Raw genomic sequence first — 15,854 nt, 5'->3', positions numbered from 1 at the left:
CTCTGGGGTGATTTCCCACGTCTTGGCGCCGGAGCAGATACCTGCGTTGGGCAACACGATGTCGACGCGGCCAAACTGTTGGATGCCGCGGTCGAAGATCGCCTTGACCTGGGCGTGGTCGCGGGTGTCGCCGACTTCGGCCACTATATCGGCGCCGGTCTCCTTCACCAGGCGCACGGTCTCCTGAAGGTCCTCCTCGGATGCCCCGGGGTAGGCGGTGGTCGTGGGTTTCGCGCACAGATCGAAACCGATGATGTTGGCCCCCTCGCGCGCCAGCGTCAGGGCGTGTGACCGGCCCTGCCCCCGCGCGATACCGGAGATGAATGCAACCTTGCCGTCGAGCTGTCCCATTGAAGACTCCAAAAGCGTATTGATCCGATGTCCTCCGCCGGCTCTACGTGGGATGTGGTCGTCGTGAAGCACGAGCGCTTCGCGGCGGCGGAGTGCGCCACTGCGGTGGCACTGGTGAATCGTATCACCACAGGACGTCCATAGCGATAGCCGTCGGCGTCTCATCTGTGGTGATACGATTCATCAACGGGTGATACCAGATCAGAACCGTCGTGGTGGAGACGGCTGTCCGGGAGCCGGAGACCGTTATGAAGTTCAGCAGAATGCTCAACGTCGTGGACTGTCATGCGGAGGGGAGCCGGGAAAGGTCGTCGTCGGCGGCGTGGGCAACGTCCCGGGTCAGACCATGTTCGAGAAGCGCGTCTACGTCGAGCAGAACCTGGACCAACTGCGTGCACTGCTGCTGTTCGAACCCCGCGGGGCGGTGTGGCACAACGCCAACATCGTTCTCCCGTCGAACAATCCAGAAGCCTCGCTCGGCTACGTGATCCTCGAATCCACCGAATATCCGGCGATGTCGGGCTCGAACACGATGTGCGTCGCGACCGTCCTGTTGGAGACCGGCATGCTGCCGATGGCCGAACCCGTCACCGAGCTGGTGTTGGAATCACCGGCCGGTCTGATCCGGGTTCACTGTGAATGCCGCGACGGCAAGGTCATTCGTGCCAAGCTCTACAATCAACCGGCCTTCGTCTATTACCAGCGCGAGGCAATCGACGTGCCAAGGGTTGGCCAATTGACGGTCGACGTCGCCTATGGCGGCATGACCTATGTGCTGGTCGATGCCGCTGACCTCGGGTTCGTCCTACACCCCGACGAGGGTCGCGCACTGTGTGAAGTGGGTCAGCGAATCAAAACCGCTGCGGCAGAACAACTCGAGGTCGAGCACCCATCAACCCCGACGTTCCCGGCATCACCCAGACCGCGTTCACCGGGCCGCTGTAGGCCCCGCCGAAGGCGGTCCCTCCTCCAATGATGACGGTCGGCCCGGCCGTATTCTTGGAGACGGGACTGGTCGTAGGGGCGCATCTACCCCCAACAGATCACCGCGACAGAGGCGCAGTGGATCAGAACCGCTGGGTGCGAAAGGTGGTGTAGCTCAACGAGTCAGGTCGCACAGCCGACGTGGACGACTCTAGGAGCGCGCAACCGTGACGTCGTATGGTGGTCAGAGTTTCAGATCCTCAGAGAGGATCGTGGGTCTGATACCGACCCTCGGCTACCCCACCCGAGCTAGCGTGGGCTTGGAGGCGCTGGTGAAGAAACGGCTCCCGCGTGCCCTTGAAACCTGGCTTGATTCACCGTTTCCCGGCGTTGCGGAATCGCCTCGGTTTGGGTGTGGCGCCAACGGTTCTATGCATGCTGCACCGCCCCATCCGACCCCTCGCACGGGGAAGATCGGATGGTCCAACCCGTCTCACGATGACCGCGCCAAATGCCACGAGGGAGGGGTGTCACTGCCCTGCATGCAAGCGGTCACACTGAACTGACGCGCCCGGAAGACGTGCGCGACGTCGAGTTCGAGGAGGCTTCGTCGTGCTGTTCGTCGCGATCACGACGGTGAAGCCAAGCGTGGCCGCCCATCCGCCAGCCGATTACGCGCTGCACCTTCAGGAGGAGGCTGCGCAGACTCACCGAGCTCTCGCCGAGGGTGTCTTCCACCAGGCGTGGCTCAAGAACGACTTATCTGGCGTCGTCATAATCTTTGAAGCGGAGTCGTCGACAACTGCCGCCGAGATGCTCGGTGAGTATTCGCTGGTCAAGGCGCATTATGCGGATCTGCAGATTGTCGCGATCGATTCATTTCCGAGACTGTTCCGCTGATGTAGGCGTTTGCCGATCCCGGTCGATTCAGGTGTGGAGCTTCTCGCGAACCTCGTCGATTGAGATCGGGATCGTGCCCGCTACGCACGCCGCGGGCGGTGCACACTCTGCCTGGCTGCCAGGTCAGGGCTTGAGCAGCGCGACGACCTTGTTCTCCAGATCGATGGGATCGTCGGAGAACGGATCCATCACCTCGCTCTTGGGCAGCGCCACCTCGGCGTCGGCGAAGTCGCGGTATGACTTGTCGCCGGTCAGCGCGTGCAATAGATATCCGGTCAGCAGTGCGCGCACGATCTTCTGCGTGCCCTTGTCCGCTCCTGGCAGCTTGACGAGCCGGGACAGTCGGCGACCCTCGACCAGTCCGCCTGCCGTCACCTTCTTGGCGCTGCGCAGTGTCGCGGGCTTCCAGGCCCGGGCCAGCTCGACGGCGTTGGATCGCAGCGACATGGGATCCCCGTGGTCGGCGAGGATCAGGCCGGGCACCTTGAGCGTGGCCGCGGGCTGTTCGGCGGGTGGCCGAGTGACCGACGGGAATAGTGCGGCGGCCGCCTTGACCCGGCCGGCCATCCCCGCCGCGGCGAACACTGCGGCCGATCCTCCGAAACCGTGACCGACCACACCCAACTTGGTGGGATGGACGCTGATCTTTCCCGGACCAAGCCGGACGCCGGAGACGATGTCGAGCGTCGTGCCCAGGTCGAACGCCAGATTCAGCACCGATGGCGCCATGCCGGTCTCGGTGTGCGGGGCCGCGGCGACGATGCCCCAGGACGCAAGATGCTCCAGCGTTCCCGAATACCGGTCGGCCGCGACCAACCAGTCGTGACCGAATGCGACGCCGGCCAGATTCATCCCCGACGCAGGCGTGTACACGATGCCCGGCAGGCCGGCAAAGGCCAGGTCACCGCGCAGAACCTCGTGCGGGCCGCGATGGGTCAACGCAGCGAAGAGTTTCTTCGTCTTGGCCACCCGATGACCGTAGCTCACACGGGGGTGAGCCGACTGCTGCACTGCCCCTCCCAGCCGGAGGCTGCATTAAGCTGCAGCGTCATGTGCGGAATCGTCGGCTATGTCGGGCAGCGTCCAGCCCGCGATATCGTCGTCGATGCCCTGCGGCGGATGGAATACCGGGGCTACGACTCCTCGGGTGTCGCGCTGCTGGACGGGCACGGCGGAATGGCGGTACGCAGGCGCGCAGGGCGGCTGGCCAACCTCGAGGCGGCTCTGGAAGAGGCCGACTCGCAGGAGCTGATCGGGAACACCGGTGTCGGGCACACCCGCTGGGCCACCCACGGCAGGCCGACCGACCGCAACGCCCACCCTCACCGTGACGCGGCGGGCAGGATCGCCGTCGTTCACAACGGGATCATCGAGAACTTCGCTGTGCTGCGTGCCGAGTTGGAGGCCACCGGCGTCGAGTTCGCGAGCGACACCGACACCGAGGTGGCGGTCCACCTGGTGTCGTGGCAGTACCACCACGGGCCCACCGCAGGGGACTTCGTCGGCTCCGTGATGGCGGTGCTGCCGCGCCTGGAAGGCCACTTCACGCTGGTGTTCGCCTGCGCCGACGATGCCGACACCATCGTCGCGGCGCGACGCTCCACCCCGCTGGTCATCGGGGTCGGTGAGGGGGAGATGTTCCTAGGCTCCGACGTCACCGCCTTCATTGAGCACACCCGTGAGGCCGTCGAGCTCGGTCAGAACCAAGCCGTGGTGATCACCGCCGACGGATACCGGGTCACCGACTTCCACGGCAATGAGGACGTCCCTACTCGTCGATTTCACATCGACTGGGACCTGTCCGCCGCGGAAAAGGGCGGTTACGAGTACTTCATGCTCAAGGAGATCGCCGAGCAGCCTGCCGCCGTCGCCGACACCCTACTAGGGCACTTCGTCGACGGCCGCATCGTGCTCGACGAGCAGCGGCTGTCCGATCAGGAGCTGCGGGAGATCGACAAGGTCTTCATCGTCGCGTGCGGCACCGCGTACCACTCCGGGCTGTTGGCCAAGTACGCCATCGAGCACTGGACCCGGCTGCCGGTCGAGGTCGAACTGGCCAGCGAGTTCCGCTACCGCGACCCGGTGCTCGACCGCAGCACGCTGGTCATCGCCATATCGCAGTCCGGCGAGACCGCAGACACCTTGGAGGCCGTGCGGCACGCCAAGGAGCAGAAGGCAAAGGTGCTGGCCATCTGCAACACCAACGGCAGTCAGATCCCCCGCGAATGCGATGCGGTGCTCTACACCCGCGCGGGGCCGGAGATCGGCGTCGCGTCCACCAAGACGTTCCTGGCTCAGGTCGCTGCGAACTATCTGGTCGGGCTCGCGCTGGCGCAGGCCCGCGGCACGAAGTACCCCGACGAGGTCCAGCGGGAGTTCGACGAGTTGGAGGGGATGCCCGACCTCATCGCACGCGTGCTGACCTGCATGAAGCCGGTCACCGACCTGGCTCACCGGTTCGCCTCGTCGTCGACGGTGCTCTTCCTCGGCCGACACGTCGGCTACCCGGTGGCCCTGGAGGGTGCGCTCAAGCTCAAGGAACTGGCCTACATGCACGCCGAGGGCTTCGCGGCGGGTGAACTCAAACACGGGCCGATCGCGCTGATCGAGGACGGCCTGCCGGTCATCGTCGTGATGCCGTCGCCGAAGAACGCGGCGGTGTTGCACTCCAAGCTGCTGAGCAACATCCGCGAAATCCAGGCTCGCGGCGCGGTCACGATCGTCATCGCCGAGGAGGGCGACGACACGGTACGTCCGTACGCCGATCATCTGATCGAGATCCCGGCAGTCTCAACACTTTTCCAGCCGCTACTCTCGACCATCCCGTTGCAGGTGTTCGCCGCGGGTGTCGCGCAGGCGCGTGGCTACGACGTCGACAAGCCGCGCAACCTCGCGAAGTCCGTCACCGTCGAGTAAGCGTGGCCGGGGTCGGGCACTTCCGCAGCGACGCCGCCCAAGCTCGCTTTCTGGAGGTGTACCGCACCGGGATGGCCGCACTGCCGGACATCGCCGCCTCGTTCGGCGTGCCAACCGCATTCGGTACGGTTCGCGCCTACCGGTTCGACGGACCTGCCGGTCGCCCGCCGTGGTACTGCTGCCCGGGCGCAACGCATCCACCCCGATGTGGCGGCCGAACCTGCCGGCGATCCTGAAGATGCGCACGGCTTACTGCGTGGATCTGCTTGGGGAAGGCGGCCTTTCGGTGCAGACGATCCTGATCTCCGGAGCGATCCACCGATGGCCAACTGCACTCGCTGGACCTACCGGTGCTGGCATTCATCGCGGGCCGCAGCGTGATGCCCGACGCTGACCGCGCGGCGGCCCGAGCGCGAAACCTCCTGCCGCGTGGTCAGGTCGAGCTGAGGAGCCAGGCCTCACACGCAATCAACGGCGAGTTGGACGGCGAACACCGAGACTACGGTTTCTGACGAAATTTCGGCCAAATCCGTCAAAAACCGTAGTCTCGGCGAGCACTCAACCCGCGTGCTCGGCGAGGAAGGGCCTGATCAGCGTTACGACCGCGTCCAGGCGGCTCTCCAGTAGGAAGTGTCCACCGTCGATCAGATTGATGTCGGCATCGGGGAGATCGCGGCCGAACGCCAAGGCGCCTGCGGGCCCAAAGATCTGGTCGTTGCGGCCCCACACTGCCAGCAGCGGTACCTGGGAGGTGCGGAAGTACTCGTGCACCCGGGGATAGAGCTCGACGTTGGTGACGTAGTCGGCGAAGAGCTCGAGCTGAACCGCGATGGCCTCCTCGCTATCTGCGACGGCGGCGTGTGCATTGACCCAGGCGTCCGGGTCGATCACCGTGGGGTCTGAAACCCCGTGGGTGTACTGCCATTTCAAACCGTCGATGCTGATGAGGTCACGCAACGCCTTGGCGTTGGCCTCTGAGCGATCCCGGCCGTAGGCGAACAGCGGTTCCATCGCATCGCCGACGAAACCCTCGACGTATGCGTTGCCGTTCTGCGTGACGATCGCGGTGATGCGGTCCGGGTATCGCAGGGCCAGACGCCAGCCGACGGGTGCGCCATAGTCCTGGACGTACATTGCGTACCGCGTCAGTCCCAGATGATCGAGCAGTGCGTCGACATGGTCGGCGAGCGTGTCGAAGGTGTAGTCGAAATCGTCGACGCCCGGTCGCGCGGAGTGCCCGAAGCCCGGGTAGTCCGGGGCGATGACGCGGTAGCGATCGGCCAGCGCGGGGATCAGGTTGCGGTACATGTGCGAGCTGGCCGGCGTGCCGTGCAGCAGGACGATCCCTGGCGCGTCGGACGGTCCGGCCTCGCGGTAGAAGATCTGTCGCCCGGCGATCTCGGCGTAGCGGTGGTGCGTCGTCATGTCTAACCCCTTTGAGATGTTTTAGCGGTTATGCAAAGTGAACACCGACCTGCCTAACCTGTCAAGTGCGCTATGATGGTTAGTATGCGTACGAACTGGTCCGAGGTTCTCCTCGATCTGCTGAACACCACGCCAGTCGTCGACGGCATGGGGACCGACGTTCTGGACGACGACGCTGCAGCAACGGGTTGGCTGGCTGCCCACGAGGGTGGCGGTGAGAAGGACCTCGCCGCCGTCCGCGAGGTCCGCGACGACCTGCAGCGCGTGGTCCGCGGCGACGTCGAAGTCGAGGTGCTCAACCGCTACCTCGCCCACGTGCGCCAGGTGCCCAGGATCCACGACGGCGGACTGGACTGGGCGCTCGAGCCGTCGACCGATTGGCGAGCGCGCGTGGTGCTGGCGTGGGGCGAGGTGCAGAACGATGCCCCGGGGCGGTTGCGTGCCTGCGCGAACGACGAGTGCCACCTCTTCCTGCTGGACCGAAGTCGGGGCGGTACCGGCCGGTGGTGCTCGATGAGCGGCTGCGGCAACCGAATGAAGGCGCGCCGTCACTACAGCCGGACGGCAGGGAAGGCAGGGGACTGACCGACTCCGCGAAGTGATGTCACCGGCGATATCACCATTGGGATCAGGTCCATGCCCGGAATGAGCCGGTCGATCAGGTGGAGGACGTAACGTAGGTCCCGTGCGGCACTACTACTCCGCGGACGCGATCCGTGCAGCGGAGGCGCCGCTGTTGGCCGCTCTGCCCGATGGCGCACTGATGCGCAGAGCCGCGTTCGGCCTGGCAGACGCGATCGCCCGCGAACTGCATTCGCTCACCGGCGCCATCGCAGGACGCCGGGTCTGCGCGGTCATCGGCTCGGGGGACAACGGCGGCGATGCACTCTGGGCCGCCACGTTCCTACGGCGGCGAGGCGTGGCCGCGTCCGCCGTCGTGCTCAACCGGGAACGGGTGCACCGGGTTGCGCTCGCGGCGTTCACTCGATCGGGCGGCCGGCTCGTCCAAAGCGTGCCGCCAACAACCGATCTGGTCATCGACGGCGTCGTCGGCATCTCGGCGAGTGGCCCGCTACGTCCTGCTGCCGCCGAGGTGTTCGCCGCCGTCGACGCCGCGGGCATCCCGGTCGTGGCGGTCGACGTGCCGAGCGGGCTCGACGTCACGACCGGCGCCGCCGACGGGCCACACGTGAACGCCGCGCTGACCGTCACGTTCGGGGGACGCAAACCCGTTCACGCCCTTGGTGATTGCGGCCGCGTCGAGTTGATCGACATCGGCCTCGGCCTGCCCGACGGCGACGTGGTGAGCGTGGAGGCGGCCGACGTGGCCGCCCGCTGGCCCGTTCCTGGACCGAAGGACGACAAGTACAGCCAAGGTGTCACCGGTGTGCTCGCAGGGTCCGCCACCTATCCGGGTGCGGCGATCCTGTGTACGGGTGCGGCCGTGGCTGCCACGTCGGGCATGGTGCGCTACGCAGGAACCGCGGCCGGCGAGGTGGTTTCGCACTGGCCGGAGGTCATCGCAACGACCTCGGTCAACGCCGCGGGTCGCGTTCAGGCCTGGGTGGTCGGGCCAGGGATCGGCACGGATGAGGCGGGTGCAACAGCACTCTGGTTCGCGCTCGACACCGACCAGCCCGTGTTGGTCGACGCCGACGCGCTGACTATTCTCGCCGCGCACCCCGACGTGGTTGCCAACCGGAGAGCCCCAACGGTGCTCACCCCACACGCCGGCGAGTTCGCGCGGCTCGCCGGTCACCCGCCGGGCGACGACCGCGTCGCCGCAACCCGCAAGCTCGCCGACGCCTACGGCGCCACGGTCCTACTGAAGGGCAACGTCACCGTCATCGCCGAACCGGGTGCCGCGCAGGCGTACCTCAACCCGGCCGGTCAGTCCTGGGCGTCCACGGCGGGATCGGGCGACGTCCTGTCGGGGATCATCGGTTCACTGCTGGCCGCCGGACTGCCGCCCGGCGAGGCCGCCGCGATGGGCGCGTTCGTCCACGCCCGCGCCGCGGGCCTCTCCGCCGCCGATCCTGGACCGCGGCCGGCGCCCACGTCGGCGTCGCGAATCCTCGCCCACATCCGTTCGTCGATCGCCGATCTCTAGAAGGGACACCAGATGTCATCCAGGCACACTCCGGGGCCATCCATCGCACCGGCCTACACGGGTCGGCTGGGCACCACGGCCGTCCCATCGCTGCGGATGCCCGACGAGTCGATGGACCCGCAGGCCGCCTACCGCTTCATCCACGACGAACTGATGCTCGACGGAAGTTCGCGGCTCAACCTCGCCACCTTCGTCACCACGTGGATGGATCCCGAGGCCGAGAAGCTCATGGCCGAGACATTCGACAAGAACATGATCGACAAGGACGAGTACCCGGCGACCGCCGCGATCGAGTCGCGCTGTGTGTCGATGGTGGCCGACCTCTTCCACGCCGAGGACCTGCGCGACGACGACCCCGCCACCGCGATCGGAGCGTCGACCGTGGGCTCCAGCGAGGCCGTGATGCTGGCCGGGCTCGCGATGAGCTGGCGGTGGCGCGCGAAAGTCGGAAAGGACTGGCGCAAGCGCACTCCCAAGCTCGTACTCGGTTCCAACGTCCAGGTGGTCTGGGAGAAGTTCTGCCGGTACTTCGACGTCGAACCCGTCTACCTCCCCGTGGAGGAGGGCCGCTACGTCATCACCCCGGAGCAAGTCCTCGACGCCGTAGACGAGGACACCATCGGCGTCGTGGCGATCCTCGGCACCACCTACACCGGTGAGCTCGAGCCCATCGGCGAGATCTGCGCTGCGCTGGACAAGCTGGCCGCAGACGGGGGAGTGGACGTCCCGGTTCACGTCGACGCGGCGAGCGGCGGTTTCGTCGTCCCGTTCCTGCACCCCGACGTCATATGGGACTTCCGGCTGCCGCGGGTGGTGTCGATCAACGTCAGCGGCCACAAGTACGGCCTAACCTACCCCGGCATCGGCTTCGTGGTGTGGCGCAGCCGCGAGTACCTGCCCGAGGAACTGGTGTTCCGGGTGAACTACCTCGGCGGCGACATGCCCACGTTCACGCTGAACTTCTCCCGCGGCGGCAACCAGGTCGTCGGCCAGTACTACAACTTCCTTCGGCTGGGCCGCGCGGGCTACGGGCAGGTGATGTCGTGCCTGTCGGAGACCGCCCGCTGGCTCGGTGACCAACTGCGCGACAGCGAGCACTTCGAGCTGATCTCCGACGGATCGGCGATCCCCGTGGTCAGCTTCAAGCTGGCGGGCAACCGCGGCTACACCGAGTTCGACGTGTCGCACTCGCTGCGCGCCTTCGGCTGGCAGGTACCTGCCTACACGATGCCCGACAATGCGACGAACGTCTCGGTGCTGCGGGTCGTGGTCCGCGAGGGCTTCTCCACCGACCTCGCCCGGGCCCTGAAGGACGACGTCATCACGGTCCTGAAGACCCTCGACGAGCTCAAGCCGAACGGGCACTTCGACCGGTTGCAGCCCTTCGCGCACTAGGCCCGCCGACCCGGTTCCGCGCCCTCTGGGACAATCGACGACGGTGACATGACCATGCACACGACCGAGCCAACGACATCGACCGCCGCCGCGAAGGCAGTGGTCGATCTCGGCGCCATCGAGCACAACGTGCGGCTGCTGCGCGAACGTGCCGGATCGGCCGAGGTGATGGCGATCGTGAAGGCCGACGGCTATGGGCACGGTGCCTCCCGGGTAGGGCAGGCCGCCATCGCCGCGGGCGCCGCCGAGCTCGGCGTCGCGACCATCGACGAGGCACTGGCATTGCGTCGTGACGGCGTGACCGCCCCCGTCCTGTGCTGGCTGCACGCGCCGGGCACCGACTTCGCGCCCGCTCTGGAGGCCGACGTCCAACTCGGGGTGTCCTCGACGCGCCAGCTGACCGAGCTGCTCGACGCGGCACGACGCACCGGCCGCACGGCGATCGTCACCGTGAAGGTGAACACCGGGCTGAACCGCAACGGGGTCGGCGCCGCAGAGTTCTCCGACATGCTCGTGGCGCTGCGCCGCGCGGCGTCCGACGACGCGATCCGGCTGCGGGGCATCATGTCGCACCTGGCGTGCGGCGACGATCCGGCCAGCCCCGTCAACGACCGCCAGGCGCAACGGTTCTCGGAGATGCGCGCGCAGGCCCGCGCCGCGGGAGTCGAGTTCGAGATCGCGCACCTGTGCAACTCCCCGGCGGCGATGACGCGGCCCGACCTCGCGTTCGACATGGTGCGGCCCGGTATCGCGGTATACGGGCAGACGCCGATCCCCGCCAGGGGTGACATGGGGTTGCGGCCCGCCATGACGCTGAAGTGTCCGATCGCCCTGGTCCGTTCGCTGAAGGCCGGTGAGGGCGTCTCCTACGGTCACACCTGGGTGGCCGAGCGGGACACCACGGTCGCACTCGTTCCGATCGGTTACGCCGACGGTGTCTTCCGCAGCCTCAGCGGCCGAATGGACGTCCTGATCAACGGACGACGTTCGCGCCAGGTCGGCCGCATCTGCATGGACCAGTTCGTGGTCGATCTGGGGCCGGGGCCCGTCGATGTCGGCGAGGGCGACGACGCGATCCTCTTCGGTCCAGGTGACGATGGCGAGCCCACCGCACTCGACTGGGCGGAATTGCTCGGCACCATCAACTACGAGGTCGTCACCAGCCCGCGCGGTCGGGTGTCCCGGCTGTACGTCGAGGCGACGGGCGCAAGCCGTTGACCGACGACGAGAATGGCGTCCCGCATCGTCGCAAGCGCACGGGTCGCTGGTTGGCTGGGGCCGCGGGACTGTCCGCCATCAGCGGGCTCGCGGGTACCACCGTCGCGCACTCACTGACGCGACGCGTCAGCGACGACGATCCCTACCTCGTCGAGGACTTCGAACTCCTCGACGCCGACCGCGGTTGTGTCGTGACCACGCCCGACGGCGTTCCACTCGCAGTCAGGGAGGTGGGTCCCCAGGATGCGCCGCTGACGGTGGTCTTCGCCCACGGTTTCTGTCTGCGCATGGGCGCCTTCTACTTTCAGCGGGCGAGGCTGACCGAGCAGTGGGGGCCCCAGGTCCGCATGGTGTTCTACGATCAGCGGGGGCACGGCCAGTCCGGCGATGCGCCGCCGGAGACCTTCACGGTTCCCCAGTTGGGCCAAGACCTCGAGGCCGTCCTCGCGGTGATGGCGCCGCGTGGCCCGGTGGTGCTCGTCGGGCACTCGATGGGCGGCATGACGGTGCTGGCCCACGCCCGCCAGTATCCGCAGCGATATCCCACCCGGATCGTCGGTGTCGCCTTGATTTCCACTGCAGCCGAAGGAGTTTCGCGTTCTCCGCTGGGTGAGGTGCTGAAGAATCCGGTACTCGAGGCGGCCCGCTTGGCAGTGCGGTACGCGCCGAAGACGGTCCACCGCACCCGTGGCGCCGCCAGTTCGGTGATCGGACCGGTGCTGCGTGCCGCGTCCTACGGCGACGAGAAGATCAGCCGCAGCGTGGTGGCGTTCTCCGAGAGGATGATGCACGACACGCCCATCTCGACCCTCGTCGGTTTCCTGCACGCGCTGGAGGTACACGACGAGACCGAGGGACTGCTCGTGCTCGCCAAGGTGCCGACCCTGATCGTCTGCGGCGACCACGACCTGCTCACGCCCAAGGAGTACTCCGAGGCCATGGCGGCGGCGCTGCCGAAGTCGGAGCTCGTCGTCATCGGCGGCGCTGGACATCTCGTCCAGCTCGAGCAACCCGAGATCGTCGACGACGCGCTGGTGCGGCTCGTCGAGCGTGCCACACCCTCGAAACTCATCGCGATCACACGCCGCCTCAGGGAACGGGTCCGCAACCATGGCTGAGGTGCTCGAGGGGACGGCTGAACTGCCGACCGCGGACGACACCTTCGCGCTCGGTGCCCGGTTGGGGGCCAACCTGGCGGCCGGCGACGTCGTCGTGCTGTCGGGACCACTGGGAGCGGGAAAGACGGTGCTGGCCAAGGGAATCGCCTATGCCATGGACGTCGCGGGGGCTGTCACCTCGCCGACGTTCGTGCTGGCCCGCGTACACCCCGCCCTTCGGGTCGGTGCCCCGGCCATGGTGCACGTGGACGTCTACCGGCTGCTCGATCATGCGGGTCCCGACCTGCTCGCCGAACTGGACTCACTGGACCTGGACACCGATCTCGACGACGCCGTCGTGGTCGTCGAATGGGGAGAGGGGCTCGCGGAGCGACTCTCCGATCGCCACCTCGACATCAAGCTGGAGCGCGGCCGCGATACCGACGTCCGAGCCGCGACGTGGCACTGGAGTCTCGGGGGCGTGCCTGGGGCGGGCGAAGCGACGGGGGAGGTCCTCCCATGAGGACCGTCCTCGCCATCGACACCGCTACCCCGGCCGTCACCGCCGGGGTGGTCAGCCGCGGCCCGTCGGGCGTCGAGGTCCTCGCCGAGCGCGTGACCGTCGACCCACGTGCCCACGCCGAGCAGCTCACCCCGAACGTGTTGGGCGCACTGTCCGACGCCGGCCTCGGCATGGCCGACCTCGAAGCCGTCGTGATCGGCTGCGGCCCTGGCCCGTTCACCGGTCTGCGGGTCGGGATGGCCACGGCCGCCGCGTACGGTCACGCCCTCGGCATTCCGGTGTACGGGGTGTGCAGCCTCGACGCGATTGGCGTGGACACCGTCGGTGAGACCCTGGTGGTCACCGACGCCCGCCGTCGCGAGGTCTACTGGGCGCGCTATCGCGACGGTGTCCGCATCGACGGGCCCGCCGTCAACGCCCCGCCCGACGTGCCCGCGGACGCGTCGGGCGTCGCCGGATCTCCAGAGCACGCCGCGCTCTTCGGCCTGCTGCTCCTGCCGCCGGTGTATCCGACGGCGTCGGGACTGGTGCGTGTCGTGGACTGGACGTCGGCGCCGGAGCCCTTGATCCCGCTGTATCTGCGCCGCCCCGACGCCAAACCGCAACAGGTGCACTCGTGACCGTCGAATTCGGTTCTCTGACGGGTGGCGACGCCGATCGCTGCGCAGAATTGGAGGCACAGTTGTTTCCTGGCGACGACCCGTGGCCCGCCACGGCGTTCCTCCGTGAACTCGACTCGGCGCACAATCACTATGTCGCCGCACGCTGCGGCGGAGTGCTCATCGGGTACGCGGGCATCAGCCGATTGGGCCGGAAACCACCCTATGAGTATGAGATTCACACCATCGGCGTCGACAAGGCCCACCAGGGTCAGGGTGTCGGCCGCGTGCTTCTGGACGGACTGCTCGACATCGCCGGCGGAGACACGGTCTTCCTGGAGGTCCGCACGGACAACGCGCCTGCCATCGCCCTGTACCAGAAGGCCGGCTTCGCAGTGATGGGGCTACGCAAGCGCTACTACCAGGTCAGCGGAGCTGATGCCTACACCATGCGGCGGGAGGTCCAATGATCGTTCTGGCGATCGAAAGCTCCTGTGACGAAACGGGAGTCGGCATCTGCGAGCTCGCTCCCGACGGGTCCATCCGGCTGTTGGCCGACGAGGTGGCCTCCAGCGTCGACGAACACGCGAGGTTCGGGGGCGTGGTTCCCGAGATCGCGTCGCGGGCTCACCTCGAGGCCCTCGGGCCCACGATGCGCCGGGCGCTCGAGACGGCAGGGGTCGGCAAGCCGGACGTCGTCGCGGCGACCATCGGACCGGGGCTCGCGGGTGCGCTTCTGGTGGGAGTCGCTGCGGCAAAGGCCTATTCGGCAGCGTGGGCGGTGCCGTTCTACGCGGTCAACCACCTCGGTGGGCACCTGGCCGCCGACGTCTACGATCACGGCCCGCTGCCCGAAAGCGTCGGGTTGCTGGTGTCCGGCGGTCATACCAACCTGCTGCACGTTCGATCGCTGGGGAAGCCGATCGAAGAACTCGGCAGCACCGTCGACGATGCGGCGGGTGAGGCGTACGACAAGATCGCCAGACTGCTCGGCCTCGGCTATCCGGGCGGCAAGGTGCTCGACGAGTTGGCGCGCACCGGAGATCGCGGCGCGATCGTGTTCCCCCGTGGCATGACCGGGCCCCGTGACGACCCCTATGCGTTCAGCTTCTCGGGGCTCAAGACGTCGGTCGCCAGGTACGTGGAGTCACACCCCGAGGCCGCCACGGCAGACGTTGCGGCGGGGTTCCAGGAGGCGGTCGCCGACGTGCTCACCAAGAAGGCAGTGCGCGCGGCGAATGCACTCGGGGTGTCCACTCTCTTGATCGCGGGCGGCGTCGCGGCCAACTCCCGACTCCGCGAACTTGCCGAAGAGCGGTGCACAGCAGCGGGTTTGACGCTTCGTGTTCCACGCCCGCGGCTCTGCACGGACAACGGCGCAATGATCGCGTCGTTCGCCGCGCACTTGATCGCAGCGGGTGCGTCCCCGTCGCCGTTGGGAGTGGCCACCGACCCCGGCCTTCCGGTGGTGCGGGGGCAGGTGGCGTGAGCGCGGTCGATCAGAATGGCGGCGGGCGGTTGCGTTCCGCGACATGGGCGTCGTTGAGTGCACGCTCGGCGTTCACTCGTTCGGTACGCGCCGTGGCGCGACTCTGCTTCCGTGGCGGCATCATCATCGCGCGGTGCTCGTTGATCGCAGTCGGTGTTGTGGCCGGGGTATTGATGGCCCACGACGGGAAGAACAAGCTGCTGCCGGGTTTGGTCGAATAGACGTGTGCCGCCGGCGTGGTCACGATTACCGTGTCGTCGGCCAGCTGACGGTCGAACCACCCCAGTCGGAATGTTTTGAGCGGGTGCTGTGTTCGAATACGTGAAGGACGCTCTAGGGCGATTACGAATGCGCCTTGTTGCTGTATCACACTCCCGCCGTGGCTGAACTCAACAGTCCAGAGCTCGCTGAACTTTCGATCCTGGTGTGCGAGCGCAACGCCATCGAAGTCCGCATTGCTCGAATGCTGGATCGGCCGAGAAGCGTAGGGGACACACTGGAGCGGGGCGCCGTGTTGATCACGGCTCGGCGCGTCGGTCAGCGATGTTCACACGTTGGGCTTGAATGTGTAGGTATCGCCATGAGCGAGGTAGACGAACTCCGTGCTCGCGGTCGAGGTACGGGCGGCCTTCTTGAAGTCGTCGAGTCCCGACAGGAATACCGAAAAGTCGTTGTAGTGGATCGGGATGGCGGTGCGAGGTTTGGTGATCTCGACAGCCCTGACTCCTTGCTCGCCCGTCATCGTGACAACGGTGACCAGGAAGGTCGTGCCACCCGTGTGGATCAGGCCGAGGTCAATGTCGGGGTAGCGGAGCGGGATGTCCTCCAGGCTATCGACGAGCATGGTGTCGCCGGTGATGTAGAGCCGGTAGAGCTGATCGCCGTTGCGGCTGAAGTCGAGCAGGTG

At 67.0% G+C, this 15,854-nt stretch carries 18 protein-coding genes; 13 read left to right on the top strand and 5 right to left on the bottom strand.

The window, feature by feature from the left end:
• Positions 1 to 351: SDR family NAD(P)-dependent oxidoreductase (locus QOI01_RS16205; protein ID WP_526382613.1), on the bottom strand; the 351-nt coding region annotated here is incomplete at its 3' end.
• A 322-nt stretch (positions 352 to 673) separates the two neighbouring features.
• Between QOI01_RS16205 and QOI01_RS16200 the strand changes: the two genes are divergently transcribed.
• Complete coding sequence (locus QOI01_RS16200; protein WP_526382611.1) at positions 674 to 1,327, top strand: proline racemase family protein; 654 nt, start codon at positions 674 to 676, stop codon at positions 1,325 to 1,327.
• Between the two features lie 560 nt (positions 1,328 to 1,887).
• Complete coding sequence (locus QOI01_RS16195) at positions 1,888 to 2,175, top strand: DUF3303 family protein (protein ID WP_526382609.1); 288 nt, start codon at positions 1,888 to 1,890, stop codon at positions 2,173 to 2,175.
• Positions 2,176 to 2,298: 123 nt separating this feature from the next.
• Here QOI01_RS16195 and QOI01_RS16190 read toward each other — a convergent pair whose 3' ends face one another.
• Positions 2,299 to 3,144, bottom strand: coding sequence for a dienelactone hydrolase family protein (locus QOI01_RS16190; protein WP_526382607.1), 846 nt, complete (start codon positions 3,142 to 3,144; stop codon positions 2,299 to 2,301).
• Positions 3,145 to 3,225: 81 nt separating this feature from the next.
• On the opposite strand from QOI01_RS16190, the gene glmS reads away from it, so the two are divergent.
• Together glmS and QOI01_RS16180 are read left to right on the top strand one after the other, a co-directional pair.
• Entirely contained in the window at positions 3,226 to 5,091 is a 1,866-nt protein-coding gene (glmS, locus tag QOI01_RS16185) for a glutamine--fructose-6-phosphate transaminase (isomerizing) (RefSeq protein WP_526382605.1), read from the top strand.
• Between the two features lie 350 nt (positions 5,092 to 5,441).
• The gene (locus QOI01_RS16180) at positions 5,442 to 5,603 is read left to right on the top strand and encodes a hypothetical protein (RefSeq protein ID WP_526382603.1); all 162 of its coding nucleotides are present in this window, start codon (positions 5,442 to 5,444) and stop codon (positions 5,601 to 5,603) included.
• A 46-nt stretch (positions 5,604 to 5,649) separates the two neighbouring features.
• Here the strand turns inward: QOI01_RS16180 and QOI01_RS16175 are convergent, their stop codons facing one another.
• Positions 5,650 to 6,516 (bottom strand): alpha/beta fold hydrolase, encoded by an 867-nt coding sequence (locus QOI01_RS16175; RefSeq protein ID WP_526382601.1) that lies wholly within the window; start codon positions 6,514 to 6,516, stop codon positions 5,650 to 5,652.
• Between the two features lie 84 nt (positions 6,517 to 6,600).
• On the opposite strand from QOI01_RS16175, the gene QOI01_RS16170 reads away from it, so the two are divergent.
• From QOI01_RS16170 to tsaD, 9 genes are all read left to right on the top strand, one after another.
• Entirely contained in the window at positions 6,601 to 7,101 is a 501-nt protein-coding gene (locus QOI01_RS16170; RefSeq protein WP_526382599.1) for a CGNR zinc finger domain-containing protein, read from the top strand.
• Between the two features lie 100 nt (positions 7,102 to 7,201).
• A complete protein-coding gene (locus QOI01_RS16165) occupies positions 7,202 to 8,626 on the top strand; it encodes an NAD(P)H-hydrate dehydratase (RefSeq protein ID WP_526382597.1) in 1,425 nt (474 codons plus the stop codon).
• Between the two features lie 12 nt (positions 8,627 to 8,638).
• Positions 8,639 to 10,021: a glutamate decarboxylase gene (gene gad, locus QOI01_RS16160; RefSeq protein WP_526382595.1), complete on the top strand. Its 1,383-nt coding sequence runs from the start codon at positions 8,639 to 8,641 to the stop codon at positions 10,019 to 10,021.
• 48 nt (positions 10,022 to 10,069) lie between these two features.
• A complete protein-coding gene (gene alr / locus QOI01_RS16155; protein ID WP_526382593.1) occupies positions 10,070 to 11,239 on the top strand; it encodes an alanine racemase in 1,170 nt (389 codons plus the stop codon).
• Positions 11,236 to 12,357: an alpha/beta fold hydrolase gene (locus QOI01_RS16150; protein ID WP_526382591.1), complete on the top strand. Its 1,122-nt coding sequence runs from the start codon at positions 11,236 to 11,238 to the stop codon at positions 12,355 to 12,357. Before alr ends, QOI01_RS16150 begins: the two co-directional genes overlap by 4 nt.
• Positions 12,350 to 12,859: a tRNA (adenosine(37)-N6)-threonylcarbamoyltransferase complex ATPase subunit type 1 TsaE gene (gene tsaE, locus QOI01_RS16145; RefSeq protein WP_526382589.1), complete on the top strand. Its 510-nt coding sequence runs from the start codon at positions 12,350 to 12,352 to the stop codon at positions 12,857 to 12,859. Before QOI01_RS16150 ends, tsaE begins: the two co-directional genes overlap by 8 nt.
• Positions 12,856 to 13,479, top strand: coding sequence for a tRNA (adenosine(37)-N6)-threonylcarbamoyltransferase complex dimerization subunit type 1 TsaB (tsaB, locus tag QOI01_RS16140; protein ID WP_526382587.1), 624 nt, complete (start codon positions 12,856 to 12,858; stop codon positions 13,477 to 13,479). Before tsaE ends, tsaB begins: the two co-directional genes overlap by 4 nt.
• Complete coding sequence (rimI, locus tag QOI01_RS16135) at positions 13,476 to 13,928, top strand: ribosomal protein S18-alanine N-acetyltransferase (RefSeq protein WP_526382586.1); 453 nt, start codon at positions 13,476 to 13,478, stop codon at positions 13,926 to 13,928. The genes tsaB and rimI overlap by 4 nt, the downstream gene beginning before the upstream one ends.
• Positions 13,925 to 14,947 carry a tRNA (adenosine(37)-N6)-threonylcarbamoyltransferase complex transferase subunit TsaD gene (tsaD, locus tag QOI01_RS16130; protein WP_526382584.1) on the top strand — a complete coding sequence of 341 codons (1,023 nt, stop codon included), beginning with the start codon at positions 13,925 to 13,927 and terminating at the stop codon, positions 14,945 to 14,947. Before rimI ends, tsaD begins: the two co-directional genes overlap by 4 nt.
• A 10-nt stretch (positions 14,948 to 14,957) precedes the next feature.
• Here tsaD and QOI01_RS16125 read toward each other — a convergent pair whose 3' ends face one another.
• The gene (locus QOI01_RS16125) at positions 14,958 to 15,191 is read right to left on the bottom strand and encodes a hypothetical protein (protein ID WP_526382582.1); all 234 of its coding nucleotides are present in this window, start codon (positions 15,189 to 15,191) and stop codon (positions 14,958 to 14,960) included.
• 303 nt (positions 15,192 to 15,494) lie between these two features.
• The coding region (locus QOI01_RS16120) for an MBL fold metallo-hydrolase (RefSeq protein WP_526382580.1) at positions 15,495 to 15,854 on the bottom strand (360 nt) is incomplete at its 5' end.

Source organism: Mycobacterium sp. (assembly GCF_032162605.1).
Lineage (GTDB): Bacteria > Actinomycetota > Actinomycetes > Mycobacteriales > Mycobacteriaceae > Mycobacterium.
This window is presented reverse-complemented; position numbering and strand designations above follow the sequence as displayed.